Genomic DNA, 24,178 nt, shown 5'->3' on the forward strand with positions numbered 1-24,178 from the left:
AACACCGCTTGTTCTGAGTTTTACGTCAGCAGGGGATGATCCCTGTGATTGAGCATCCCGAGAGGAACCGATGACCGCCTCAGCGTCCAGACTGTTCACCAGCGAATCTGTGACGGAAGGACACCCCGACAAGATTTGCGATGCGATCAGCGATGCAGTGCTCGACGCGCTGCTCGCCGCCGACCCCAACGCGAAGGTCGCGGTCGAGACGATGGTCACCACCGGACAGGTGCACGTGGCAGGCGAAGTCAGCACGCTCGGCTATGTGGACATCCCGTCGATCGTGCGCGAGAAGATCCTGGAGATCGGCTACGACTCGTCCACCAAGGGTTTCGACGGCGCGTCGTGCGGAGTGAATGTCGCCATCGGTGCGCAGTCGCCGGAGATCGCACAGGGCCTCACCTCGTCGCACGAGAAGCGGACCGGCAGCAGCGACGACGACCTGGACAGTCAGGGCGCAGGCGACCAGGGCCTGATGTTCGGATACGCCTCAGCGGAGACTCCCGAACTGATGCCGCTGCCGATCGCGCTGGCGCACCGACTCTCACGTCGCCTCACCGAGGTCCGTAAGACCGGCGTCCTGCCGTACCTGCGCCCGGACGGCAAGACTCAGGTGACGATCGAGTACGCCGGCGACACACCGGTCCGGCTCGACACCGTGGTCATCTCGACGCAGCACGCCGCCGACATCGACATCGACAACATGCTGGCCCCGGACATCCGCAAGCACGTGCTGCAGGCTGTGTTCGACGAACTCGAACTGCCGGTCGCACTCGACACCAGCAACCCGCGCCTGCTCGTCAACCCGACCGGGAGCTTCGTCCTCGGCGGGCCGATGGGCGACGCCGGTCTCACCGGCCGCAAGATCATCGTCGACACCTACGGCGGCATGGCGCGTCACGGCGGCGGCGCATTCTCCGGCAAGGATCCGTCGAAGGTGGACCGCAGCGCGGCGTACGCGATGCGGTGGGTCGCCAAGAACGCCGTCGCCGCCGGACTGGCCACGCGCATCGAGGTTCAGGTCGCCTACGCGATCGGCAAAGCGGCTCCGGTCGGTCTGTTCGTCGAGACCTTCGGCACCGAGAAGGTGGACCCCGGCACCATCCAGAAGGCGATCTCCGAGGTCTTCGATCTGCGTCCCGGAGCCATCGTTCGCGATCTCGACCTGCTCCGGCCGATCTACGCACCGACCGCCGCGTACGGACACTTCGGCCGTACCGACGTCGACCTGCCGTGGGAGCGGACCGACCGCGTCGCTGAACTGCGCAAGGCCGCTGGGCTGTAACGGGGCCTCGGCTCCGCTCGACCAGCGTGGCTGCCTCGACGGCATTCGACCAGCGTGGCTGTCTCGACTCCGCTCGACCAGCGGTTGGGGAGTCGAGATCTTGCAAGCCGACGACGAGGACTGCACCACTGTGAGCGACACCAGTGACCGCAACCGGCGCATGCCTGCGGCGGAGCGTCCCGTAGCGCGAGTGCTCCCCATGCTGTCGGTGGCGCATCTGGATCGGCCGTTCGACTACCTCGTCGACGAGAAGACCGATGCCGCTGCACAGCCCGGCGTCCGCGTCCGCATCCGATTCGCGGGGCGCCTGGTCGACGGGTACCTGCTCGAGCGATTGGAGACCAGCGACCACGGGGGACGCCTGTCTTGGCTCGATCGCGTCGTCTCACCCGAACGCGTGCTGACCGACGAGCTGCTCGAAGCCTGTCGCGCCGTCGCCCAGCGGTACGCGGGAACACTCCCGGATGTGCTGCGACTCGCGATCCCGCCTCGGCATGCGCGCGTCGAGAAGGAGGGCGTCGCTGCGGGGCCGGCCGCACCGGTCGCCTCACCGGATCTGGGCGGCTGGGCGCCGTACCCCGCAGGAGAGTCGTTCGTCCGAGCGGTCGTCGATGACAGGCGCCCCCGGGCGGTGTGGCAAGTGCTTCCGGGAGACGACTGGGCGCAACGCATCGCCGAACTCGTCACATCGGTAGCGGCGTCGGGGAGAGGCGCGATCGTCGTCGTCCCGAACCAACGCGATCTCGATCGGCTGGCGGCGGCCTGCGACCGGTTGCTCGGCGATCGATGCGTGACGTTGGCGGCCGGACTCGGACCCGCCGCGCGGTACCGGCGGTGGCTGGCGGCCTTACGCGGACAGGCCTCGGTGGTGATCGGCACACGCAGCGCCGTGTTCGCGCCGGTGGTGGACCTCGCGTTGACGGTGATCTTCGACGACGGGGACTCGAGTCTGCACGAGCCGAGATCGCCCTATCCGCATCCGCGCGAGGTCGCAGTGCTGCGCACACACGCCGCAGGCGCGGCCATGCTCATCGGCGGACACTCCCGGACGGCGGAGGCGCAGGCACTCGTCGAATCCGGGTGGGCACACGACCTGGTCGCCTCGCGCGAAGTCGTACGCGCCGCTGCGCCGCGGATCGAGGGCATCGCCGAAGACGATCGACGACTCGGCGGCGATCCGCTCGCCAGGTCGGCACGGATCCCCACAACGGCGTTCGACGCCGCGCGCAATGCGCTCTCCGCAGGTCTCGCCGTCCTGTTCAGCGTTCCCAGACGCGGATATCTGCCGTCTGTCGCGTGTGCGCGCTGCCGAACTCATGCCCGGTGTCGGCAGTGTCGGGGCCCGTTGTCGATGAACGACCGCGGCGACCTGTCGTGCCGATGGTGTGGCCGTCCGGAATTGCGCTTCGTCTGCCCCGCATGCGGAGCCCGGACGGTGCGCGCGTTGATGGTCGGCGACAAGCGGACCGCGGAGGAACTCGGTCGGGCGTTCCCCGGGGTCCCGATCGTGACTTCTGGCGGAGCCAAGATCGTCGATGACATCCCGGAGGGCCCGCGCGTGGTCGTGGCGACCCCGGGATCGGCGCCGCGCGCCCCCGACGGGTACGGCGCCGCGATCCTCCTCGACACCTGGGCTCAGCTAGACCGCGAAGACCTTCGCGCAGGTGAGGACGCGATGCGGATGTGGATGGACATCGCATCCCTCGTCCGGTGCAAAGCGGATGGCGGGCGGGTAGTGGTGGTCGCCGATGCTGCGGGTCCCGCGGTGCAGGCGTTGATCTCGTGGAACCCCGTCGGATTCGCGGCCGCAGATCTGGCCCAGCGACACGAACTCGGCTTCCCGCCCGCAGTGACGATGGCGTCGATCGACGGTCCAGGACTGGCGATCACCTCCTTCGTCGAGATGCTCGATCTGCCCGCGGGCGCGGAGACACTCGGCCCGGTTCCGCTGCCGAGCGGAGTACGCAGGCCTGCCGGGATGGAGGCCGAGGGGGATGTCGAACGGCTGCTGCTGCGGGCGCCGAGAAGCGGCGGATGGCACTTGGCTGACGCGTTGCGAGCCGGACAGAACGTGCGCCACGCCCGGCACGACGACACCGCGGGCATCCGGGTCCAGATCGACCCGCCTACGATTGGTTGATTATGAGACTCGTCTTCGCGGGCACCCCCGACGTCGCGGTACCGACCCTGAGAGAACTGATCGATTCACCCGACCATGACGTCGTCGGGGTCATCACGCGTCCCGACACGACGGCAGGCCGCGGTCGGCGAACCGTGCGTTCGGCGGTCGGAGCCGTCGCGGACGAGGCAGGCATCGAGGTGTCCACCCCCCGCCGCATGTCCGACGCCGACGTCGCTGAGACCCTCGCTCGGTGGGCTCCGGACCTCGGTGTCGTCGTCGCCTACGGTGGGCTGATTCCGCAGGACGTGCTCGACTTGCCGTCGCACGGCTGGATCAACCTGCACTTCTCCATCCTGCCCTCGTGGCGGGGCGCGGCGCCCGTGCAGGCGTCGATCGCCGCAGGCGACGAGATCACCGGAGCCAGCGTCTTCGCTCTCGAAGCAGGTCTGGACACCGGCCCCGTCTACGGGACGTTGACCGAACAGATCCGGTCGACCGACACGGCGGGAGACCTCCTCGGCCGACTCGCCGAATCGGGGTCCGGGCTGACCAAGGCCGTCATCGACGCCATCGCCGTCGGGGAACTCGCCGCCGTGCCGCAGGACGCAGCGGGCGTCTCCCACGCATCGAAGATCACCGTCGACGACGCGCGCGTCCGATGGGATCTGCCGTCCCACCTGATCGACCGCGCTGTCCGCGCCCACACCCCGGCTCCGGGCGCGTGGACAGCGGTCGGCGACATTCGACTCAAACTCGGTCCCGTGACTCCCGCGGACGACGACCCGGCAGTTCCCGGCCCCCTCGAGATCGGACAACTCGGGGTCACGAAGAAGTCGGTGTTCGTCGGAACCGCATCTGGCGCGGTGCGCCTGGGAACAGTTCAGGCTCCAGGCAAGAAGGCGATGAACGCGGCCGACTGGGCACGCGGCACACGACTCGAAGAGAACGGACGGCTCGCATGACACAGGACGGACGCGGGCGGGGCCCCAACACTCGGGGCCCACAGACTCGGGGCACACAGACCCGGGACCCCAAGACTCGAGACAAGGCGGTGGACCCCGCGCGTACCGTCGCACTCGACGTCCTCCGAGCGGTCCGGCGTGACGACGCGTACGCCAACCTGTTGCTGCCGCGCCTCCTGCGCGAGCGGAAGCTGGATCGTCGCGACAAGGCGCTGGCCACGGAACTGACGTACGGCACGGCCCGTACGTCGGGCGTCCTCGACGAGATCATCGCGTCCGCTGCCGGCAGGCCGATCTCGGAGATCGACGGCGACCTGCTCGACGTACTGCGGTTGGGCTCGTACCAGTTGCTCCGCACTCGGATCGGATCGCACGCAGCCGTGTCGACGTCTGTCGACCTGGTGCGCGCCGCATACGGCATGGGGCAGGCCGGCTTCGTGAATGCGGTGCTGCGCAAGGTGTCTCAGCGAGATGAGCAGTTGTGGATCGACACCGTCGCGCCGTCGATGGCCGACGACATGGTCGGCAACCTCGCCTTCACCTATGCCCATCCACGCTGGATCGCCGACGTCTTCGCTCAGTCTCTCGGCTCGATCGGCGAGCTGCAGGCTGCGCTCGCCGCCGACGACGAGCGACCGATCGTCCATCTGGTCGCACGGCCCGGACAGATCACCGCCGAGGAGTTGGCGCTGGTCAGCGGCGGCGAGGAAGGGCGCCTCTCGCCGTACTGCGTGTACCTGCCGGAAGGCGACCCGGGGGCGCTCGACGCCGTGCGCGACGGTTTCGCAGGCGTGCAGGACGAGGGCAGTCAGCTCGTGGCTCTCGCGGTAGCCCGAGCCGAGGTCGGCGAGGACACCGGCCGATGGCTCGACCTGTGCGCAGGCCCCGGCGGCAAGGCCGCACTGCTCGGCTCGCTCGCCGACCTCGACGGCGCGCACGTCGACGCAGTCGAGGTGTCCGAACACCGCGCACGACTGATCGAGAACATCGTCGACGAGCTGCCCGTGACTGTCCATGTCGCAGACGGGCGCGACAGCGGGCTCGAACCCGGCTACGACCGGATCCTCGTCGACGCACCGTGCTCGGGTCTCGGGTCGCTGCGGCGTCGACCGGAGTCGCGTTGGCGCAGGCAGCCCGCGGACATTCCGGAGCTCGTGGCGCTGCAGACCCAGTTGCTGACCGAAGCGGTGCGCCTGGTCCGGCCGGGCGGCGTCGTGGTCTATTCGACCTGTTCACCGCATCCGGCGGAGACGACCGGGGTCGTCGACGCTGTGCTCGGCGCGGTCGGCGGCGTGGAGCCGATCGATGCGCGGCCAATGGTCGCGGGCGACATGACCGTGGCGGAGAGCCTCGGCGCTGGTCCGCACGTCCAACTGTGGCCGCACCGGCAGGACACGGACGCGATGTTCGTGTCGGTGCTGCGGAAGGCGTAGCTCGCACCGTGCCTGGTCTCCGCACGTAGTGCAGCGATCTGCAGAACAGTTCCTCGACGTGCCGACGAGTGGTTCCCGCGCGTCCTCGCGGTTCTCGTAGACTTCTCCGCATGTGCAACCCTGGCCGCCCGGCACCGATGATCGCTCCGTCCATCCTTTCCGCCGACTTCGCCAATCTCGCGACCGAGATCGCGGCGGTCGGTCCGTCCGATGTCGACCCCGGTGTCGACTGGGTGCACGTGGATGTGATGGACAATCACTTCGTTCCGAATCTCACGCTCGGGATGCCGGTCGTCGAAAGCATCCTGAAGGCGACGGACATCCCGATCGACTGTCATCTCATGATCGAGGATCCGGGCCGCTGGGCGCCGCCCTACGCGGAGGCAGGCGCCTACAACGTGACCTTCCACGCGGAGGCCACCGACGATCCGCGGAGCGTCGCCCGCGACATTCGAGCTGCGGGCGGCAAGGCCGGACTCGCGATCAAGCCCGGGACTGCGCTGGAGCCGTACCTGGAGATCCTCCGGGACTTCGACACGTTCCTGGTGATGAGCGTCGAACCCGGATTCGGGGGACAGAAGTTCATGCCGGAGGTGCTCGACAAGGTCCGGACGATCCGCAGCGTGATCGACCGCGACGATCTGCAGTTGCTGGTCGAGATCGACGGGGGCATCGCCGACTCGACCATCGAGCAGGCCGCCGAGGCAGGGGTGGACTGCTTCGTCGCAGGGTCTGCCGTGTACGGCGGCGACGACCCGGCCGCGCGTGTCGCCGAACTGCGACGCAAGGCGACCGCCGCACGCACGGTGGTCTGATCGCCGTGATCGAGACCGCGATGCGTCGGGCCGTCGCCGCGTCGGCCGCAGCCCGCGGCACGAGTTCGCCGAACCCGCCGGTCGGTGCGGTGATCCTCGATGCGGACGGACTGGTCGTCGGAGTAGGGCGCACTCAACCGCCTGGGGGGCCGCACGCCGAGGTCATGGCCCTGCGTGACGCAGGCGAGAGGGCGATGGGCGGCACCGCGGTCGTCACGTTGGAGCCCTGTAACCACACCGGTCGCACCGGACCCTGCGCGCAGGCACTGGTGGACGCCGGTGTCGCGGCCGTCCACTACAGCGTGGACGATCCCGGCCCGGCCGCAGGCGGGGGAGCGGCGACTCTGCGAGCGGCGGGCATCGACGTCACGAGCGGCGTACTCGAGCCGGAAGTCCGCCGTGGGCCGCTGCGCGCATGGCTGTCCGTGCAGGAGCGGGGCCGACCCCTCGTGACCGCGAAGATAGCCGCGACCCTCGACGGACGGACCGCGGCGCCCGACGGGACCAGCCAGTGGATCACCGGACCGCAGGCCCGCGAACACGCACACAGTCAGCGCGCCACCCTCGACGCGATCGTCGTCGGAACGGGGACGGCGCTGGCCGACGACCCGTCGCTCACTGCACGTCGCCCCGACGGTTCGCTCCACGCGCATCAGCCGACGCGAGTCGTGCTCGGACACCGCGAGATCCCCGCGACCGCGCGTCTGCGCGACGCGGCGTCGCCGTTCGTGCAGGTCGGCAGCCACGATCCGGCGGCAGCGTTGGCAGCGCTTCCGAATGCGCTCCACGTCCTCGTCGAGGGCGGCCCGTCGATCATCGGCGCGTTCCTCGTCGCCGATCTCGTCGACGACGTCCACGTCTACCTCGCGCCGACGGTCCTCGGCGCCGGTGCGGCAGCCGTCGACGACGCATCCGTGTCGACGCTGACGCAGGCGCACCGTTTCCGACGTGAATCCGTGACCGAACTCGGCGACGACCTGTTCGTGCAGTTGATCCGCGAACTCGACTGACCGGTGGCACACGATTCGGCCCGGAGTGAGTTGAACTAACACTGCAGGCCGGAGCCGGTGTGGGTGACACGGCGCACGCACGTCGTGCTACCTTCGAAAGGTAGTTCTCGGGGCGGGGTGAAAGTCCCCACCGGCGGTGATGCCCGGCAACGGGTCGAGCCCGCGAGCGCCCGCACCATGTGTGCGGGGACAGCAGATTCCGGTGTGACTCCGGAGCCGACGGTCATAGTCCGGATACGAGAGAACGACAGCGCGGTACGGTGCCGCGACCTGTCTGTCCCGAGCGCTCACGTGCAAAGGAGAGACGGTGTTCACCGGAATCGTTGAGGAACGCGGCGAGATCGTCGGCCGCGAAGACCTTGAAGAAGCAGCACGTTTCCGCATTCGCGGGCCCCTCGTCACCAGTGACGCCTCGTTCGGCGACTCGATCGCCGTCAACGGCGTCTGTCTGACCGTGGTCGAACTCGGCGGAGCGGATTTCACCGTTGACGTGATGGCCGAGACGTTGACCCGGAGTTCACTGGCCGCGCTCGCCGCCGGTGCACCCGTCAATCTCGAACGCGCGATGGCCGCGGACGGCCGTTTCGGCGGCCACATCGTCCAAGGCCACGTCGACGGCGTCGGTTCGGTGGTCTCGGTGTCGCCGAGCGAGAACTGGACCGTCGTACGAGTCGCGGTGCCCGCAGACCTCGCGAAGTACGTCGTCGAGAAGGGCTCGATCACGATCGACGGGATCTCGCTGACTGTCTCCGGTATCGGACGTGGCGCAGACGACGGGGAATACGGGGACTGGCTCGAAGTGTCGTTGATACCGACGACGCTCACCGAGACCACGCTCGGCGCGATCGCGGTCGGTGCACGAGTCAATCTAGAAGTCGATGTGATCGCGAAGTACGTCGAGCGCCTGCAGAGCGCCGGCACGGACGGAGGACAGCTCTGATGAGCGAAGGCAACGAGAACCACGTCGAGTTGGACTCGGTCGAACGCGCAGTCGCTGACATCGCGGCAGGCAAAGCGGTCGTGGTGGTCGATGACGAAGACCGCGAGAACGAAGGCGATCTGATCTTCGCCGCGGAGATGGCGACTCCCGAACTCGTCGCGTTCATGGTGCGATACACGTCCGGTTACCTGTGCGTGCCGCTGGAGGGGGAGGACTGCGACCGCCTCGGCCTGCCCCCGATGTTCTCCCAGAACCAGGACAAGCACGGCACCGCGTACACCGTGACAGTCGACGCCCGCGAGGGCGTCACCACTGGTATCAGCGCCGCCGACCGCGCGACCACGATGCGGCTGCTCGCCGACCCCGAGGCGATCGCCCACGACCTGACCCGCCCCGGGCACGTGGTGCCGCTGCGCGCCAAGGAAGGCGGCGTGCTCCGCCGCCCCGGCCACACCGAGGCCGCCGTCGACCTCGCCAAGCTCGCCGGTCTTCGGCCTGCAGGCGCCATCTGCGAGATCGTCTCGCAGAAGGAGGACGGGTCGATGGCACGCACCGACGAACTCCGTGTCTTCGCCGATGAGCACGGCCTCGCCATGATCTCGATCGCCGACCTCATCGCGTGGCGACGCAGGCACGAGAAGCACGTCGACCGCATCGCCGAGGCCCGGATCCCGACCACCCACGGCATCTTCCGTGCGGTCGGATACTCCAGTCCGTATGACGAGGCCGAGCACGTGGCGCTCGTCATGGGCGACATCGCAGGCGACGGCGACACGGGCGAGGACGTCCTCGTCCGCGTCCACTCGGAGTGCCTGACCGGTGACGTCTTCGGTTCGCTTCGGTGCGACTGCGGACCGCAACTGGACGCGGCCCTAGAGATGGTCGCGGCTGAGGGGCGCGGCATCGTCCTCTACATGCGTGGGCACGAAGGCCGCGGCATCGGCCTCATGCACAAGCTGCAGGCCTACCAGCTGCAGGACGCAGGCTCGGACACCGTCGACGCCAACCTCGAACTCGGGCTACCCGCCGACGCCCGCGACTACGGGCTCGGCGCTCAGATCCTCGTGGACCTCGGCGTCCGGTCGATGCGACTGCTCACCAACAATCCCGCCAAGCGCGTCGGCCTCGACGGATACGGCTTGCAGATCGTTGACCGGGTTCCGATGCCGTTGCGCGCCAACGCCGAGAACCTGCGGTATTTGAAGACCAAACGGGACCGGATGGGACACCTGCTGGACGGCCTCGACGACTTCGAGGATCCGACCGCGGTCGGCGACTCGGTGGTCCGAGGGAAGGGCGAAGGCGCATGAGCGGGCACGGCGAACCCACACTCGATCTCGAGGATGCAGGCGGTCTGAAGATCGCGATCGCCGCATCGCAGTGGCACGAGACGATCTGCACGGCGCTGCTCGACGGCGCGGTGCGGGCCGCGGAGCGCGCGGGCGCGCCCGATCCCACGGTGATACGAGTGGCCGGAGCGATCGAACTTCCGGTGATCGTCCAGGCGCTCGCTCGGTCGCACGACGTCGTCGTGGCGCTGGGCGTCGTCATCAAGGGCGGCACCCCGCACTTCGAGTACGTGTGCGACGCGGTGACCGCCGGGTTGACGCGCGTATCGCTGGACGAGTCGACGCCCGTCGGCAACGGCGTGCTCACCACACTCACCGAGGAGCAGGCGATCGACCGCGCCGGCCTACCCGGCTCGGCCGAGGACAAGGGCGCGCAAGCGATGACGGCGGCGATCGCGTCAGCGCTGACCCTCCGGAAGTTGGCGTGAGCGCCGCAGACCGCGAGGTGACCGCTGACGGGTGGGTGTTGGTGTACACGCCCCGTTGGATCCGGCGCGTCGCGTACTGGGTGGCGGGGGTCGTCATCGCGATCCACTTGACGTTCGGTCTGCTCCTGGACATCTCGTACACCGGTGTCGGGGTCGGCTGGTCGGACAAGATCGGTCTCATCGCCGTCGGCTTCGTCATCGCGGGAGCCGTCCTGCTCCTGACCCGGTCACGGCTGTGCGTCGGACCGGAAGGCGTCGGCGTCCGCAACCTCGTCGGGGAACGCGTATGGGGCTGGGACGAGGTGCAAGGCCTCGAATATCCGGAGAAGGGCTGGTCGGCGCACCTCCTCCTGCCGTACGACGAGCACGTTCCGGTGATGGCCGTGCAGGCGCGCGACGGCGAGCGCGCCATCGATGCGATGACGCGCTTCCGCGAGTTGCAGGGCGAATACGCGCCGGCCCGCTGAACCGCACGCGAGGCGCGATGCGGCCGACCGAGACGTGTCAGAGGACCGGACTACCCTGGAGTCCGTGGCAGACCCGTCGACCTATCGTCCGGCTCCGGGGTCGATACCGACCGATCCGGGCGTGTACAAGTTCCGTGACTCGCACCGGCGCGTGATCTACGTCGGCAAGGCCAAGAATCTACGGTCTCGCCTGACGTCGTACTTCGCCGACCTCACCGGGCTGCACCCGCGCACCCGGCAGATGGTGACGACCGCCGCATCAGTCGAGTGGACTGTCGTCGGCACCGAGGTCGAGGCGCTGCAACTGGAATACAACTGGATCAAGGAATTCGATCCGCGGTTCAACGTCCGGTACCGCGACGACAAGACCTATCCGATGCTGGCGGTGACGCTCAACGAGAAGTACCCACGGGTCTTCGTCTACCGCGGGGTGCGCCGACCCGGTGTCCGATACTTCGGCCCGTACTCGCACGCCTGGGCCATCCGGGAGACCGTCGACCTGTTGACGCGCGTGTTCCCGGTCCGGACGTGTTCGACAGGAGTGTTCCGGCGTAGTGAGCAGATGGGCAGGCCGTGCCTGCTCGGCTACATCGACAAGTGCGCCGCACCGTGCGTCGGGCGGGTCGAGGCCGAAGAACACCGTCAGATCGCGAACGACTTCTGTGAGTTCCTCGCCGGGCGCACCGACGGTCTCATCCGTCGGATGGAACGCGAGATGGCCGGCGCCGCTGAGGAACTCGACTTCGAACGGGCGGCTCGGCTTCGCGACGACGTCTCGGCCCTCAAACGAGCCATGGAGAAGCAGGCGGTGGTCCTGGGCACCGGGACCGATGCGGACGTCATCGCCATGGTCGGCGACGAACTCGAGTCGTCCGTCAAGATCTTCCACGTCCGGGACGGTCGAGTCCGAGGCGAACGCGGGTGGGTCGTGGAAGTGCAGGAGAACGCGACCCCCGCCGAACAGATCGAGGCCTTCCTCACCCAGTTCTACGGCGCGGAGTCGGAGATGAGCTCCGGCATCCCGCGGGAAGTTCTCGTCCCGTTCCTGCCGGACGACACGGCCCGGATGCAGGAGTGGCTGTCCGAACGCCGCGGTGCACGCGTCGAAGTCCGTGTCCCGCAACGCGGGGACAAGCGGAACCTGATGACCACCGTCGAGCGCAATGCATCCGACGCGCTGGCCCGCCACAAGCTGCAGCGCGCAGGTGATCTCACGACCCGGTCGGCGGCGCTCACCGAACTCCAGGAGTACCTCGGACTCGACGTCGCACCGCTTCGCATCGAGTGCATCGACATCTCGCACGTGCAGGGCACCGACGTCGTCGCGTCCCTCGTCGTGTTCGAAGACGGCCTGTCCCGCAAGTCGGACTACCGGCACTACGGGATCAAGGAGGCCGCGGGCGACGGTCACTCCGACGACGTCGCATCGATCGCGGAAGTGACCCGCCGCCGATTCCTGCGGCATCTCGTCGACGACGCGGCCCCACCGCCCGTCGACGGCGCCGGGACAGGGCCAGAGACAGGGACACAGACCGGGGCGGCTACCGAGACCGAGACAGGTGCCGGGACAGCGAAGAAGGCTCGGAAGTTCGCGTATCCGCCGAACCTCTTCGTGGTCGACGGCGGCGCGCCCCAGGTGCACGCGGCTGCGACCGTCCTCGAGGAACTCGGCGTGACCGACGTTGCGATCATCGGGCTCGCGAAACGGCTCGAAGAAGTGTGGGTCCCGGGAGATGATGAACCGGTGATCCTGCCCCGCAACAGTGAAGCACTGTTCCTGCTCCAGCGCGTACGGGACGAAGCCCACCGGTTCGCGATCACCTTTCACCGCAGTAAGCGCAGCAAACGGATGACGGCGTCGGCCCTCGACGGGATCCCGGGGCTCGGAGCCACCCGGCGCACCGCGCTGGTGACGCACTTCGGGTCGGTGGCGAACCTGACCAAGGCGAGCGTCGACGAGATCACCCAGGTCCCCGGTATCGGAGCGGCGACCGCGCAATCGGTGCACGATGCATTGAGGGACGAAACGAGCGTAGGAGAGGCGAGCGTGCGGGATGCCGTGAGCGAGACCAACCCGTCGACACAGGAGGAACCGGCTCATGGCTGAGAACGACGGACTGACGACGGTCCTGTTCGTGACCGGCATGTCAGGTGCGGGGCGGACGTCGGTGGCGAACGTCCTCGAAGACGACGGCTGGTACGTCACCGACAACGTTCCGGTCTCGGTGATCGCACAGGTCATCGCGCAAGTCCGCGCCGAAGGCGTCCAGAACCAGAAGATCGCGATGGTGGTGCGGGCAGGCCACTCGTCGTTCGGCGAATCGATCGCTGCACTCCGCGACGACCTCGAAGCTGCGGGCACCCGGACCGGCATCATCTTCGTCGACGCGTCGGACGAGACCCTCGTCCGCAGATTCGAACAGGTTCGCAGGCGACATCCGTTGCAGGGCAACGGGACCCTCGGGGAGGGGATCACGGCGGAACGGCAACTCCTCGCCGACGTCCAGTCCGCTGCCGGGACTGTCATCGACACCTCGAACCTCAGCTCGACTCGCTTGCGAGCGATCGTCGAGAGCTCGTTCCCGAACGTCGGCGGCAGTGCTCTCACGGTTGCGGTCCAGTCGTTCGGATTCAAGTACGGACTGCCGATCGACTGCGACCTCGTCATCGATGTGCGGTTCCTGCCGAATCCGTACTGGATTCCGGAGCTGCGGGACCACAACGGGCAGGACGCTCCCGTCCGCGACTACGTCCTCGGCCAGGACGACGCCATCGACTTCTTGGAGCGGTACGTCGACCTTGTCGGCATCGTCGCCCGTGGATATCGGCGAGAAGGCAAGGGATACATGACGATCGGCGTCGGGTGCACAGGCGGCAAGCACCGCAGTGTTGCCATGTCCGGCGAACTCGCCCGACGTCTGGAAGAGGTCGCCGAGGACGACGGCGAACCCGCATACAAGGTGCAGGTGACGCACCGGGACCTGGGGCGCGAATGACGGGTGCGCACGACGGGCGCGTCCCGCTGAAGGCAGTTGCGCTCGGCGGCGGGCACGGACTGTTCAACACGCTGACCGCGGTGCGGTATCTGACCCCCGACGTCACCGCGGTCGTCACCGTCGGCGACGACGGGGGATCGTCCGGGCGTCTGCGCAACGAGCTGGGCGGCGTCCCGCCCGGCGACCTGCGGATGGCGCTCGCGGCTCTCATGGGTGCGCCTGCCGCGATCGATGACCAACTCGCTCGCGATCCGGCGACCGCTGCCCGACACAAGCGGTGGTCTCGGATCCTCCAGCATCGGCTCGGCGGCTACGGAGCGCTGGCCGGACATCCCGTCGGGAACCTCATGCTCGCGGGCGTCGAGGAACTCACCGGAGACATCGTCGAGGCGCTCGACGCGATGGTCGACCTGTTCGCCGTCGACGGACGGATCCTGCCGATGGCGACCGTGCCGTTGGTCATCGAAGCCGACGTGTCCGGGCTCGAATCAGATCCGCGGATGAGCCGGGTGATCCGCGGACAGGTCGCCGTCGCCACCACACCGGGAAAGGTCCGTCGGGTCCGGGTGATCCCGCACGAGCCGGCCCCGTGCCCGGAGGCGATCGAGGCGATCATGGCCGCCGACGTGGTGACGCTCGGACCGGGGTCCTGGTTCTCCAGCGTGATCCCGCACGTCCTGGTGCCTGGTCAGGTGGAGGCACTCCGTGCGACGGCGGCCCGCAAGGTGCTGTTCGTCAACCTCGCGAACGAACCGGGGGAGACCACGGGGTTCTCCGTCGAACGGCATCTGCACGTGCTGCACGCACATGCCGACTCGATGCGTGTGGACGACGTCGTCGTCGACGCGGCCTCGGTCCCCGCCGGGTCCGAGCGGGACCACCTCGAACGTGCGGCCGGATCCTTCGGGGCACGTCTGGTGGTCGCCGATCTCGCGGTGCCCGGTACACACGAGCACGATTCACGCAAGTCGGCTCAGACCTTGGCTCGGCTGTTGGGCGCAGATCGTGACCGGTAATGTGGCTCCCATTGCACTGTGGGCCGTCCGCTCTCGTGACCGAGCACCGCAGTGGGCATGTCGGGGAGGATCATGTTGATTACAGGAGGCTACGACCAGTGGCGATGACAGGTTCCGTCAAGGATGAGCTGAGCCGTCTCGCGGTGACCCAGATCAGTTGCCGGAAGGCCGAGGTGTCGGCGCTGCTGCGCTTCGCGGGGGATCTGCACATCCAGAACGGCCGGGTGATCGTGGAGGCCGAAGTCGACCTCGGCAACGTCGCGCGGCGGCTTCGGTACGAGATCCACGAACTGTTCGGCTACTCGGCTGATGTGCACGTGCTCCGGTCGGGCGGCGCGCGCAAAAGTGCGCGCTACATTCTGCGTGTCACCAAAGACGGTGAGGGCCTGGCCAGACAGACCGGTCTTCTCGACATGCGCGGACGTCCGGTGCGGGGTCTGCCCGCACAGGTCGTCGGCGGCACTGTCGGCGACGCCGAGGCCGCATGGCGAGGCGCCTTCCTGGCCCACGGGTCGCTCACCGAACCGGGTCGGTCGTCGGCTCTGGAGGTCAGCTGCCCCGGACCGGAGTCGGCACTGGCCCTCGTCGGGGCCGCCCGCAGGCTCGGCGTCACGGCGAAGGCCCGCGACGTCCGCGGCGCGGACCGCGTCGTGATTCGCGACGGGGAGGCCATCGGTGCACTCCTCACCCGGATGGGTGCACACGACACGCGTCTGGTGTGGGAGGAGCGTCGGATGCGGCGCGAGGTCCGGGCCACCGCGAACCGGCTCGCGAACTTCGACGACGCGAACCTGCGCCGGTCGGCTCGCGCAGCCGTCGCCGCAGCAGCCCGGGTCGAACGTGCGCTCGAGATCCTGGGCGACGAGGTGCCCGACCACCTGGTCGCCGCCGGAAGCCTGCGCGTCCAACATCGTCAGGCGTCGTTGGAGGAACTCGGTCAGCTGGCCGATCCGCCGATGACGAAGGACGCCGTCGCGGGCCGCATCCGTCGTCTTCTGTCCATGGCCGACAAGAAGGCACGGTCGGAAGGGCTGCCCGACACGGAGTCGGCCGTGACCGCAGATCTGATGGACGACGCGTAGGCGTCACCCCGTCCCCTTCGTGGGTGTCGTCACACCCGAGACCACTTGGTGACCTCGGGTGCGGCGCACACTACGCTGGACCCCAACGGGCCGTGCGAAAGCCACGGCCCTTCACACACCGCTAAGGAGCTCAACAGTGACTGTTCGCGTAGGCGTCAACGGCTTCGGCCGTATCGGCCGTAACTTCTTCCGCGCCGTCGAGGCGCAGAAGGCGCTGGGAACCACCGACATCGAGATCGTCGCGGTCAACGACCTGACCGACAACGCCTCGCTCGCACACCTGCTGAAGTTCGACTCCATCCTGGGCCGTCTGCCCCAGGACGTCAGCCTGGAGGGCGACGACACCATTGTCGTCGGCGACATGAGGATCAAGGCCCTCGAGGTCAAGGAAGGCCCGGCCTCGATTCCGTGGGGCGACCTGGGCGTCGACGTCGTCGTCGAGTCGACCGGAATCTTCACCGCGCGCGCCAAGGCTCAGGGCCACCTGGACGCGGGCGCCAAGAAGGTCATCATCTCCGCTCCCGCGTCCGACGAGGACATCACCATCGTGATGGGCGTGAACGACGACAAGTACGACGGCAGCCAGAACATCATCTCGAACGCCTCGTGCACCACGAACTGCCTCGGTCCGATGGCCAAGGTCCTCAACGACGAGTTCGGCATCGTCAAGGGCCTCATGACCACGATCCACGCCTACACACAGGATCAGAACCTGCAGGACGGCCCGCACAAGGATCTGCGTCGCGCCCGCGCCGCCGCCATCAACATCGTGCCGACCGGAACCGGTGCAGCCAAGGCCATCGGCCTGGTCCTGCCGGAACTCAAGGGTAAGCTCGACGGCTACGCGCTGCGCGTGCCGATCCCCACCGGCTCGGTCACCGACCTCACCGCGCACCTCGCCAAGAAGGCGACCGCCGAGGACGTCAACGCAGCGATGAAGGCTGCCGCCGAGGGCCCGCTGAAGGGGATCCTCAAGTACTACGATGCGCCGATCGTCTCGAGCGACATCGTCACCGACCCGCACAGCTCGCTGTTCGACTCGGGTCTGACCAAGGTCATCGACGATCAGGTCAAGGCCGTGTCGTGGTACGACAACGAGTGGGGCTACTCGAACCGCCTCGTCGACCTCATCGGCCTCGTCGGCAAGTCGCTGTAAACATGGCGGTACGTACACTCACCGACCTCCTCGCCGACGGCGTCGAAGGGCGCGGCGTCCTGGTGCGCTCGGACCTGAACGTTCCGCTCGAGGGCTCCACGATCACCGACGCCGGGCGCATCGTCGCGTCGGCGCCGACGATCACGAAGCTCGTCGAAGCCGGCGCGAAGGTCATCGTGACCGCGCACCTCGGTCGACCGAAGGGCGAGCCGGATCCGGCTCTGTCACTCGCACCTGTCGCCACTCGTCTGTCGCAGGAGCTGGGCCGTAACGTCCAGCTCGCCGGCGACGTCGTCGGCAGTGATGCTCTCGCCCGTGCGGAGGGACTCACCGACGGTGACGTCCTGCTGCTGGAGAACATCCGATTCGATCCGCGAGAGACCAGCAAGGACGACGCCGAGCGGGCACAGCTCGCCGCGGCCCTCGTCGAGCTGGTCGGCGACGACGGAGCCTTCGTCTCGGACGGCTTCGGAGTCGTGCACCGCAAGCAGGCGTCGGTCTACGACGTCGCGAAGGCGCTGCCTGCCTACGCGGGCGACCTGGTCGCGACCGAGGTCGACGTGCTGGCGAAGATCGCGGGCGACGACGCTCAGCACCCGTACGCGGTGGTCCTCGGCGGCTCCAAGGTCTCGGACAAGCTGGCCGTCATCGAGGCGCTCGCTCCCAAGGTCGACACCCTGGTGATCGGCGGCGGAATGGCGTTCACGTTCATCAAGGCGCAGGGCAGCGCGGTCGGCGACTCGCTGCTGCAGGAAGACATGATCGACACTTGCAAGGACCTGCTCGACAGGTTCGGCGACGTCATCCACCTGCCGCACGACGTGGTGGTGGCCGACAAGTTCGCGCCGGACGCGTCGACGACGATCGTGAACACGGCCGACGGCTTCGACGAGGGCATGGGACTCGACATCGGCCCGGGCACCGTTGAGCGATTCGCCACGGTGCTGACCGGTGCGAAGACCGTGTTCTGGAACGGTCCGTCCGGCGTCTTCGAGTTCGAGAAGTTCGCGGCAGGCACCCGCGGGGTGGCGGAGGCGATCGCGCAGGCGACCGCCAACGGCGCGTTCTCGGTGGTCGGCGGCGGTGACTCGGCGGCAGCCGTGCGCGCTCTCGGCCTGGCCGACGAGGCGTTCTCCCACATCTCGACCGGTGGCGGAGCGTCGCTGGAGTACTTGGAGGGCAAGGAACTCCCGGGCCTCTCCGTTCTGGAGGTGAAGCCCTGATGGCAGCGTCGAACACTCCCGGTGGCCGCAAGCCGCTCATCGCGGGCAACTGGAAGTGCAATCTGAATCACCTCGAGGCGATCGCCCTGGTGCAGAAGATCTCGTTCGCCCTTCCCGAGAAGTACTTCGAGAAGGTCGATGTGACGGTCATCCCGCCGTTCACCGACATCCGCAGCGTCCAGACCATCGTCGACGGCGACAAGCTCCTGCTGACCTACGGTGCGCAGGACGTCTCCGAGCACGATTCGGGGGCGTACACCGGTGAGATCAGCGGCGCATTCCTCGCGAAGCTCGGCTGCACGTTCGCGGTGGTCGGCCACTCGGAGCGGCGCACGCTGCACGGTGAGTCGAACGAGACCGTCCTGGCGAAGACCAAGGCTGCGCTCAAGCACGGACTCACGCCGATCGTCTGCATCGGCGAAGGTCTGGACGTCCGCGAGTCGGGCGAGCACGTCGCGTACAACGTCGAGCAGATCACAGCGTCGCTCGCCGGATTGAGCGCCAGCGAGATCGCTAGCGTCGTCGTCGCGTACGAGCCCGTGTGGGCGATCGGCACCGGACGCGTCGCCAGTGCGGACGACGCGCAAGAGGTGTGCGCAGCCGTCCGCGGTGCGCTCGCCGAACTGGCCGACAAGGCGACGGCCGACTCGATTCGCGTCCTCTACGGCGGCAGTGTCAACGCGAAGAACGTCGGCGAGATCGTCGGCAAGGCCGACGTCGACGGCGCCCTCGTCGGAGGCGCGTCGCTCAAGTCGGACGAGTTCGCTCAGCTCTCGGCCGTCGCGGCAGGCGGGCCGCTGCTCTGATTCGCGATCACATCGCGTAGACTGTGGCAGGTTGCTTCCGTGCGGAGCGACCTGCCACAGTGCTTTTCCGGCGGCTGCCACGCCGCAACCCACAGACTGACAGGACCATCGACTCGTGACTCTCGCGCTCGACATCGGCTTGATCATCACCAGCCTCCTGCTGATCGTGCTGGTTCTGCTTCACCGAGCCAAGGGCGGCGGCCTCTCGTCGCTGTTCGGCGGTGGCGTCCAGTCGAGCCTTTCGGGTTCGTCTGTCGTCGAGAAGAACCTCGACCGACTCACGATCTTCGTCGGCCTGCTCTGGGTGATCCTGATCATCGGCATCGGCCTCGACATCAAGTTCGGCGCCTGACTCCGCCCGCACCTCCGCGCATCCTGCGCGACATCTACACCGCTCAGGCCGTGCAGTCCGCGTAGACGGATGCGCGGCCTGAGCGCTGTGGGTCCGTCGGTGGTGCGATGCGCTGCTGCGATCAGTGGCGCCGAGTACGTTGGGTGCCATGGCATCCGGTGCGAACTCCGACTCCATCCGTCACGCGATCTCCACTCCGATGGTCGACCGCATCGTCGTCGAGGACTCCGGTCGTGCGGCGACCGAGCCGTTACGCGACGACATCCGATATCTCGGCGGCCTCCTCGGCGACGTGATCCGAAGCCAGGCAGGCGACGAGGTCTTCGAGCTGGTCGAGAACTCGCGGGTCGACGCGTTCGGCATCAGATACGCGGATGTCACGCGCGACGATCTCGCGCAGCGGTACGACGGACGGCGAGTCGAGGATCTGATGCCCGTGATCCGGGCGTTCACCAGCTTCGCACTCTTGGCGAACCTCGCCGAGGACCTCCATCGCGAGCGGCGCCGTCGGATTCACGTGCTGGCGGGCGACGAGCCGCAAGCGTCGTCGTTGGGAGCGACGTTCGCCCGACTGGCCGCCGCCGGCCTCTCCGACGATCACGTCGGCGACGTGCTCGGCGACGCGCACGTCGTGCCCGTGATCACCGCGCACCCCACCGAGACCCGTCGGCGCAGCATCTCCGACGCCCAGAACCGCATCACCGACCTCATGCGGCAGCGCGGCGGCCGCGAACTAACCGGGGACGAGGACGCGGCGATCACCCGCGACATCTCCCGTCAGATCCTGATGCTGTGGCAGACCGCGTTGATCCGCATGCGGCGACTCACGATCAGCGATGAGATCACCACCGGCCTCCGGTACTACGACGCCTCGTTCTTCGACGTCGTCCCGGCCCTCAACAACGATGTGCGGGCCGCGCTGGAAGAGACGTTCCCGACTGCCGGGCTCGAGTCGATGTCAGTCGTCGCCATGGGATCGTGGATCGGCGGAGACCGCGACGGGAACCCGTTCGTCAACTCCGACATCGTCACCGAGGCCACGACGTCTGCGGCCCGGACCGTCATGCGGCACCATCTCGACGAACTCGCGAAGCTGCACCAGGAACTCGCGATGTCGGTCCGACTGGTCCAGGGCGTGACCGACGATCTGAGCGCGTTGGGCGATGGTTTCGCGCCGGAGTACCCCGACGGAGTCGACGACGAGCCTTTCCGGTCCGCAGTCACCGCCGTCCGCGCACGGCTCTTGGCACGCGCCGAACAGACGCTCGGAGACGATTTCGTCGCGCCTGCCGATCGTGAACTGACATCCGTGTCGCCGCCGTACGCCGACGCCGCCGCGTTCCTCGCCGACCTCGACGTCATCGATGCGGCCCTGCGCGCCGTCGTCGACGACGCCATCGCCGACGATCGTCTCGCGTCTCTACGAGAAGCTGTGCGCACCTTCGGTTTCCACCTCTCGGGTCTGGACATGCGACAGAACTCCGACACTCACGAGGAGGTCGTCGGCGAGTTGCTCGCCTGGGCGGGCGTCTGCCCGGACTACGCCGCCCTCGACGAAGACGAGCGGGTGCGCCTCCTGGCGACGGAGTTGACGTCGCGACGCCCGCTGAGCGGCCGCGACGCACACTTGAGCGAGCTGGCGACGAAGGAGCTCGGCGTCGTCCACGCGGCCGCTGCGGCCGTCGACCGGTTCGGCGCTCGGGCCGTCCCCGACTACATCATCAGCATGTGCCAGTCGGTCTCGGACATGCTCGAAGCATTGATTCTCCTCAAAGAGGCCGGGCTCTACGACGCCGGTGACGGTTCGCCGTCGTGCAGCGTGCGAGTGGTTCCGCTCTTCGAGACGATCGAGGATCTGCAGGCCGGAGCCCAGATCCTGACCGACACCCTCGCCCTCGACTTCTACCGGGCGCTCGTTCGGAGCCAGGGCGACACCCACGAGGTGATGCTCGGGTACTCCGACTCGAACAAGGACGGCGGCTACTTCGCCGCGAACTGGGCGCTCTATCGCGGTGAACTCGACCTCGTGGAATCTGCTCGGACCGCGGGAGTCAGGCTCCGACTGTTCCACGGTCGCGGTGGGACGGTCGGCCGCGGCGGCGGGCCGAGCTACGACGCGATCCTCGCGCAGCCGCCGGGGGCGGTTCAGGGCTCGCTGCGTCTCACCGAGCAGGGCGAGATCATCGCAGCCAAGTACGCCGAGGCGGTCGGGGCCCGTCGCAACCTCGAGTCGCTGGTGGCCGCGACCATCGAGTCGTCTCTCCTGGACGTCGAAGGCCTCGGCGACGACTCCGAACAGGCGTATCAGGTCTTCGACGAGATCGCAGCGGCGGCCCGCAGCGCGTACTCGGCGTTGGTCCACGAGACCCCCGGCTTCGTGGAGTACTTCACGTCGTCGACGCCACTGTCGGAGATCGGAGCCCTCAACATCGGGAGTCGGCCGACGTCGCGCAAGCAGACCACCGAGATCTCTGATCTGCGCGCCATCCCGTGGGTCCTGTCGTGGACGCAGTGCCGCGTGATGCTGCCCGGCTGGTACGGCACCGGCAGCGCGTTCTCGGCGTGGGCGGGCGACGACCCGGGCCGCATCGCGACGCTGGCCGACTACTACCGACGGTGGCCCTTCTTCCGCTCGGTCATGTCGAACATGGCGCAGGTCCTCGCGAAGAGCGACATGGGTCTGGCCTACCGCTACGCCTGCCTGGTACCGGACGACGAACTGCGGGAGCGAGTGTTCTCGATGCTCGTCGACGAGCACGAGCGCACGATCGCCTGGTGCGCCAAGATCACCGGAAGCGACGACCTCCTCGCCGACAACGACGCGCTCAAACGCTCGGTCTACAACCGCTTCCCGTACCTGGAACCGCTCAACCTGCTCCAGGTGGAACTGTTGCGCCGCTTCCGGGAAGGCGAGGACTCCCCGCGGATCCGTCGAGGGATCCAACTCACCATGAACGGTCTGGCGACAGCGCTACGGAACAGCGGCTAGGCGACTGGTCCGGCCCGGAGGTCAGTCCAACTGGGAGATCAGTCCAATTGGGAGGTCAGTCCAACTGGGACGCGGCGGCGCGGTCGAGGAACCAGACGGTCGCCTCGGCGCCGTCGACGCCTGCGCACGGCCAGTCGGCGCGCGCCGCACCGCGGTGAGCTTCCGCGACGGCCTGCGCCTTCTCCTCGCCGGACACGAGCAGCCAGACCTCGCGTGAACGATTGATCACCGGGAACGTCAGTGTCACGCGGACGGGCGGCGGTTTCGGGGAGTCCGTCACCGCGACGACCGGAGCGGAGTCCTCGGCGGTGGCCGCGGTGTGCGGGAACAACGAGTTGACGTGTCCTTCGCCGCCCATGCCGAGCAGGTGGACGTCGAATACGGTCTCGGGGCCGATCAAGCGGGCGTAGTCGCGGGCTGCGGCTTCGACGTCGTCGCCGAACTCGCCGTCTGACGGCGCGATGATGTGGATGCGCGCGGGGTCGACCGGAACTGATGACAACAGTGCGTCGAATGCTTGACCCGCATTGCGTTCAGGATCTGTGCTCCGGACGAAACGTTCGTCGCCCCAATAGATTTCGACACGATCCCACGCGATGTCCCCGGAGTCGGCGGCGAGTGCTTTCAACAGTCCGATTCCGTTGGAGCCGCCGGTCAGGGCTACCGACGCGACGCCGTGCGACTCCTGCGCGCGGGTGATGACGTCGACGAACCGCGCTCGAGCCGTCTCGATCAACTCGGCGGAAGAATCGAAGACCAGGGTCTCGGGTCGGCCGTCGGGGGTTGTCCGGCCGTCGGGGAATGTCACGGCGCCTCCTCGTATTCCACGGTTGGCAGGCCACGCAGGGCCGCCTCGTACACTTCGTCCGCATCCAGACTGCGGAGTTCCTCGGAAAGGCACTCGGCCGTCGTCCGGCTCGCATAGGCGACGCGGCCGTCCGGGTGGCCGGTGCTCGACACAGTGCCGCTGGTCCCGTCGTCGTTGACCGTCATCGCGAGTTCGGAGTCCTCGCGGGCCAGCCGTACGGCGAGCCCCCCTCGCTTGCGGACCACTCGGAGGTCGAGTGCCGAGGCGAGCCAGCCAGCGAACATGTCGAGCCCCGGCATGTCGAGCGGCCCGGTGACCTCGGCTCCGGTGATCTTGGTGTGCGGCGGTCGGTCGAGCGCCGACACGAACAGCGCCCGGGACGGGGTGAGAGCCGACCACGCGAGATCGGTGTCGCCGGGGGAGTACCCGGACCGTCGGGCCGCGAGGAACGCCGTCGGATCGTCTGCGTTGCGCGCATCGGTGATGCGGCGCGACGCCAGCCGTCCCAGGCGATCCTTCGACGGATTGTCGGGTGCACGGCCGGGCCACCAGGTGACGACCGGCGTGTCGGGGAGAAGGAACGGTGTGACGACGGCGTGCGGATGTTCGGCGAGTGGCCCCGAGAGCGTCAACAACACGACTTCGGACGCTCCCGCGTCGCCGCCGACGCGGATCTGCGCGTCGAGACGTGACTCGCCGTCCCTGGTGCCGCGCGACACGACGATCACTCGGCACGGGTGCTCGCGGCTCGCGCCGTTCGACGCCTCGACGGCGTCCTCGGTGGCATCGCCCGCGTCGACGTCGATGATCAGTGTCAACACGCGTCCCAGCGTCACGGCGCCGCCGCTGCTGCGCATGCGCACGAGCTTCTTGCTGATCGTGGTGGTATCCGTGTCTGGCAGGTCGACGATCATCGACGGCTCCTGTTCTGGGCGCCCG

The 24,178-nt window shown here is 68.1% G+C and carries 21 protein-coding genes and 1 riboswitch; of the genes, 19 read left to right on the forward strand and 2 right to left on the reverse strand.

From position 1 onward, the window contains the following. Nucleotides 1–70: 70 nt before the first annotated feature. The 19 genes from metK to ppc all read left to right on the forward strand — a co-directional run bounded on the left by metK (nucleotide 71) and on the right by ppc (nucleotide 22,431). A complete protein-coding gene (gene metK / locus L5G32_RS05770) occupies nucleotides 71–1,285 on the forward strand; it encodes a methionine adenosyltransferase (protein WP_237010060.1) in 1,215 nt (404 codons plus the stop codon). 160 nt (nucleotides 1,286–1,445) lie between these two features. Next, complete coding sequence (locus L5G32_RS05775) at nucleotides 1,446–3,425, forward strand: primosomal protein N' (RefSeq protein WP_237010248.1); 1,980 nt, start codon at nucleotides 1,446–1,448, stop codon at nucleotides 3,423–3,425. Between the two features lie 2 nt (nucleotides 3,426–3,427). Beyond that, nucleotides 3,428–4,369 (forward strand): methionyl-tRNA formyltransferase, encoded by a 942-nt coding sequence (gene fmt, locus L5G32_RS05780; protein WP_237010061.1) that lies wholly within the window; start codon nucleotides 3,428–3,430, stop codon nucleotides 4,367–4,369. Beyond that, nucleotides 4,366–5,802, forward strand: coding sequence for an RsmB/NOP family class I SAM-dependent RNA methyltransferase (locus tag L5G32_RS05785; protein ID WP_237010062.1), 1,437 nt, complete (start codon nucleotides 4,366–4,368; stop codon nucleotides 5,800–5,802). The genes fmt and L5G32_RS05785 overlap by 4 nt, the downstream gene beginning before the upstream one ends. Before the next feature lie 110 nt (nucleotides 5,803–5,912). Beyond that, complete coding sequence (gene rpe / locus L5G32_RS05790; protein ID WP_237010063.1) at nucleotides 5,913–6,617, forward strand: ribulose-phosphate 3-epimerase; 705 nt, start codon at nucleotides 5,913–5,915, stop codon at nucleotides 6,615–6,617. Between the two features lie 20 nt (nucleotides 6,618–6,637). Continuing rightward, complete coding sequence (gene ribD / locus L5G32_RS05795; RefSeq protein ID WP_237010249.1) at nucleotides 6,638–7,627, forward strand: bifunctional diaminohydroxyphosphoribosylaminopyrimidine deaminase/5-amino-6-(5-phosphoribosylamino)uracil reductase RibD; 990 nt, start codon at nucleotides 6,638–6,640, stop codon at nucleotides 7,625–7,627. Between the two features lie 99 nt (nucleotides 7,628–7,726). After that, nucleotides 7,727–7,877: riboswitch (FMN riboswitch) on the forward strand. A gap of 57 nt (nucleotides 7,878–7,934) precedes the next feature. Next, nucleotides 7,935–8,567: a riboflavin synthase gene (locus tag L5G32_RS05800; protein ID WP_237010064.1), complete on the forward strand. Its 633-nt coding sequence runs from the start codon at nucleotides 7,935–7,937 to the stop codon at nucleotides 8,565–8,567. Next, nucleotides 8,567–9,877, forward strand: coding sequence for a bifunctional 3,4-dihydroxy-2-butanone-4-phosphate synthase/GTP cyclohydrolase II (locus tag L5G32_RS05805; protein WP_237010065.1), 1,311 nt, complete (start codon nucleotides 8,567–8,569; stop codon nucleotides 9,875–9,877). The genes L5G32_RS05800 and L5G32_RS05805 overlap by 1 nt, the downstream gene beginning before the upstream one ends. After that, nucleotides 9,874–10,344: a 6,7-dimethyl-8-ribityllumazine synthase gene (gene ribH / locus L5G32_RS05810; protein WP_237010066.1), complete on the forward strand. Its 471-nt coding sequence runs from the start codon at nucleotides 9,874–9,876 to the stop codon at nucleotides 10,342–10,344. Before L5G32_RS05805 ends, ribH begins: the two co-directional genes overlap by 4 nt. Further along, a complete protein-coding gene (locus tag L5G32_RS05815) occupies nucleotides 10,341–10,811 on the forward strand; it encodes a PH domain-containing protein (RefSeq protein WP_237010067.1) in 471 nt (156 codons plus the stop codon). The genes ribH and L5G32_RS05815 overlap by 4 nt, the downstream gene beginning before the upstream one ends. A 64-nt stretch (nucleotides 10,812–10,875) precedes the next feature. Beyond that, nucleotides 10,876–12,918 carry an excinuclease ABC subunit UvrC gene (gene uvrC, locus L5G32_RS05820; protein WP_237010068.1) on the forward strand — a complete coding sequence of 681 codons (2,043 nt, stop codon included), beginning with the start codon at nucleotides 10,876–10,878 and terminating at the stop codon, nucleotides 12,916–12,918. Then, nucleotides 12,911–13,807 (forward strand): RNase adapter RapZ, encoded by an 897-nt coding sequence (gene rapZ, locus L5G32_RS05825; protein ID WP_237010069.1) that lies wholly within the window; start codon nucleotides 12,911–12,913, stop codon nucleotides 13,805–13,807. The genes uvrC and rapZ overlap by 8 nt, the downstream gene beginning before the upstream one ends. Continuing rightward, nucleotides 13,804–14,823 carry a gluconeogenesis factor YvcK family protein gene (locus L5G32_RS05830; RefSeq protein WP_237010070.1) on the forward strand — a complete coding sequence of 340 codons (1,020 nt, stop codon included), beginning with the start codon at nucleotides 13,804–13,806 and terminating at the stop codon, nucleotides 14,821–14,823. The genes rapZ and L5G32_RS05830 overlap by 4 nt, the downstream gene beginning before the upstream one ends. 104 nt (nucleotides 14,824–14,927) lie before the next feature. Further along, nucleotides 14,928–15,905 carry a DNA-binding protein WhiA gene (gene whiA, locus L5G32_RS05835; protein WP_237010071.1) on the forward strand — a complete coding sequence of 326 codons (978 nt, stop codon included), beginning with the start codon at nucleotides 14,928–14,930 and terminating at the stop codon, nucleotides 15,903–15,905. 136 nt (nucleotides 15,906–16,041) lie between these two features. Next, nucleotides 16,042–17,061: a type I glyceraldehyde-3-phosphate dehydrogenase gene (gene gap / locus L5G32_RS05840; RefSeq protein WP_237010072.1), complete on the forward strand. Its 1,020-nt coding sequence runs from the start codon at nucleotides 16,042–16,044 to the stop codon at nucleotides 17,059–17,061. 2 nt (nucleotides 17,062–17,063) lie between these two features. Beyond that, nucleotides 17,064–18,284: a phosphoglycerate kinase gene (locus L5G32_RS05845; RefSeq protein ID WP_237010073.1), complete on the forward strand. Its 1,221-nt coding sequence runs from the start codon at nucleotides 17,064–17,066 to the stop codon at nucleotides 18,282–18,284. Beyond that, entirely contained in the window at nucleotides 18,284–19,090 is an 807-nt protein-coding gene (gene tpiA / locus L5G32_RS05850) for a triose-phosphate isomerase (RefSeq protein ID WP_237010074.1), read from the forward strand. Before L5G32_RS05845 ends, tpiA begins: the two co-directional genes overlap by 1 nt. Nucleotides 19,091–19,205: 115 nt before the next feature. Then, nucleotides 19,206–19,442 carry a preprotein translocase subunit SecG gene (gene secG / locus L5G32_RS05855; protein ID WP_236997216.1) on the forward strand — a complete coding sequence of 79 codons (237 nt, stop codon included), beginning with the start codon at nucleotides 19,206–19,208 and terminating at the stop codon, nucleotides 19,440–19,442. Nucleotides 19,443–19,590: 148 nt separating this feature from the next. Beyond that, nucleotides 19,591–22,431 carry a phosphoenolpyruvate carboxylase gene (ppc, locus tag L5G32_RS05860; protein ID WP_237010075.1) on the forward strand — a complete coding sequence of 947 codons (2,841 nt, stop codon included), beginning with the start codon at nucleotides 19,591–19,593 and terminating at the stop codon, nucleotides 22,429–22,431. 55 nt (nucleotides 22,432–22,486) lie between these two features. On the opposite strand, the gene pgl is transcribed toward ppc, so the two are convergent. Both pgl and L5G32_RS05870 read right to left on the reverse strand, forming a co-directional pair. Then, nucleotides 22,487–23,239, reverse strand: coding sequence for a 6-phosphogluconolactonase (gene pgl, locus L5G32_RS05865; protein ID WP_237010076.1), 753 nt, complete (start codon nucleotides 23,237–23,239; stop codon nucleotides 22,487–22,489). Beyond that, a complete protein-coding gene (locus tag L5G32_RS05870) occupies nucleotides 23,236–24,153 on the reverse strand; it encodes a glucose-6-phosphate dehydrogenase assembly protein OpcA (RefSeq protein WP_237010077.1) in 918 nt (305 codons plus the stop codon). Before L5G32_RS05870 ends, pgl begins: the two co-directional genes overlap by 4 nt. Nucleotides 24,154–24,178: the final 25 nt, after the last annotated feature.

Source organism: Gordonia zhenghanii (assembly GCF_021738965.1).
GTDB classification, from domain to species: domain Bacteria; phylum Actinomycetota; class Actinomycetes; order Mycobacteriales; family Mycobacteriaceae; genus Gordonia; species Gordonia zhenghanii.

What these genes read in the sequence shown, in the direction of transcription:
- L5G32_RS05805 (WP_237010065.1), top strand. Translation starts at nt 8,567, where the DNA reads ATGAGCGAAGGCAACGAGAACCACGTCGAGTTGGACTCGGTCGAACGC.
- ribD (WP_237010249.1), top strand. Translation starts at nt 6,638, where the DNA reads ATGCGTCGGGCCGTCGCCGCGTCGGCCGCAGCCCGCGGCACGAGTTCG.
- L5G32_RS05830 (WP_237010070.1), top strand. Translation starts at nt 13,804, where the DNA reads ATGACGGGTGCGCACGACGGGCGCGTCCCGCTGAAGGCAGTTGCGCTC.
- ppc (WP_237010075.1), top strand. Translation starts at nt 19,591, where the DNA reads ATGGCATCCGGTGCGAACTCCGACTCCATCCGTCACGCGATCTCCACT.
- L5G32_RS05845 (WP_237010073.1), top strand. Translation starts at nt 17,064, where the DNA reads ATGGCGGTACGTACACTCACCGACCTCCTCGCCGACGGCGTCGAAGGG.
- L5G32_RS05775 (WP_237010248.1), top strand. Translation starts at nt 1,446, where the DNA reads ATGCCTGCGGCGGAGCGTCCCGTAGCGCGAGTGCTCCCCATGCTGTCG.
- tpiA (WP_237010074.1), top strand. Translation starts at nt 18,284, where the DNA reads ATGGCAGCGTCGAACACTCCCGGTGGCCGCAAGCCGCTCATCGCGGGC.
- L5G32_RS05870 (WP_237010077.1), bottom strand. Translation starts at nt 24,153, where the DNA reads ATGATCGTCGACCTGCCAGACACGGATACCACCACGATCAGCAAGAAG.
- L5G32_RS05785 (WP_237010062.1), top strand. Translation starts at nt 4,366, where the DNA reads ATGACACAGGACGGACGCGGGCGGGGCCCCAACACTCGGGGCCCACAG.
- metK (WP_237010060.1), top strand. Translation starts at nt 71, where the DNA reads ATGACCGCCTCAGCGTCCAGACTGTTCACCAGCGAATCTGTGACGGAA.
- whiA (WP_237010071.1), top strand. Translation starts at nt 14,928, where the DNA reads ATGACAGGTTCCGTCAAGGATGAGCTGAGCCGTCTCGCGGTGACCCAG.
- ribH (WP_237010066.1), top strand. Translation starts at nt 9,874, where the DNA reads ATGAGCGGGCACGGCGAACCCACACTCGATCTCGAGGATGCAGGCGGT.
- rapZ (WP_237010069.1), top strand. Translation starts at nt 12,911, where the DNA reads ATGGCTGAGAACGACGGACTGACGACGGTCCTGTTCGTGACCGGCATG.
- rpe (WP_237010063.1), top strand. Translation starts at nt 5,913, where the DNA reads ATGTGCAACCCTGGCCGCCCGGCACCGATGATCGCTCCGTCCATCCTT.
- fmt (WP_237010061.1), top strand. Translation starts at nt 3,428, where the DNA reads ATGAGACTCGTCTTCGCGGGCACCCCCGACGTCGCGGTACCGACCCTG.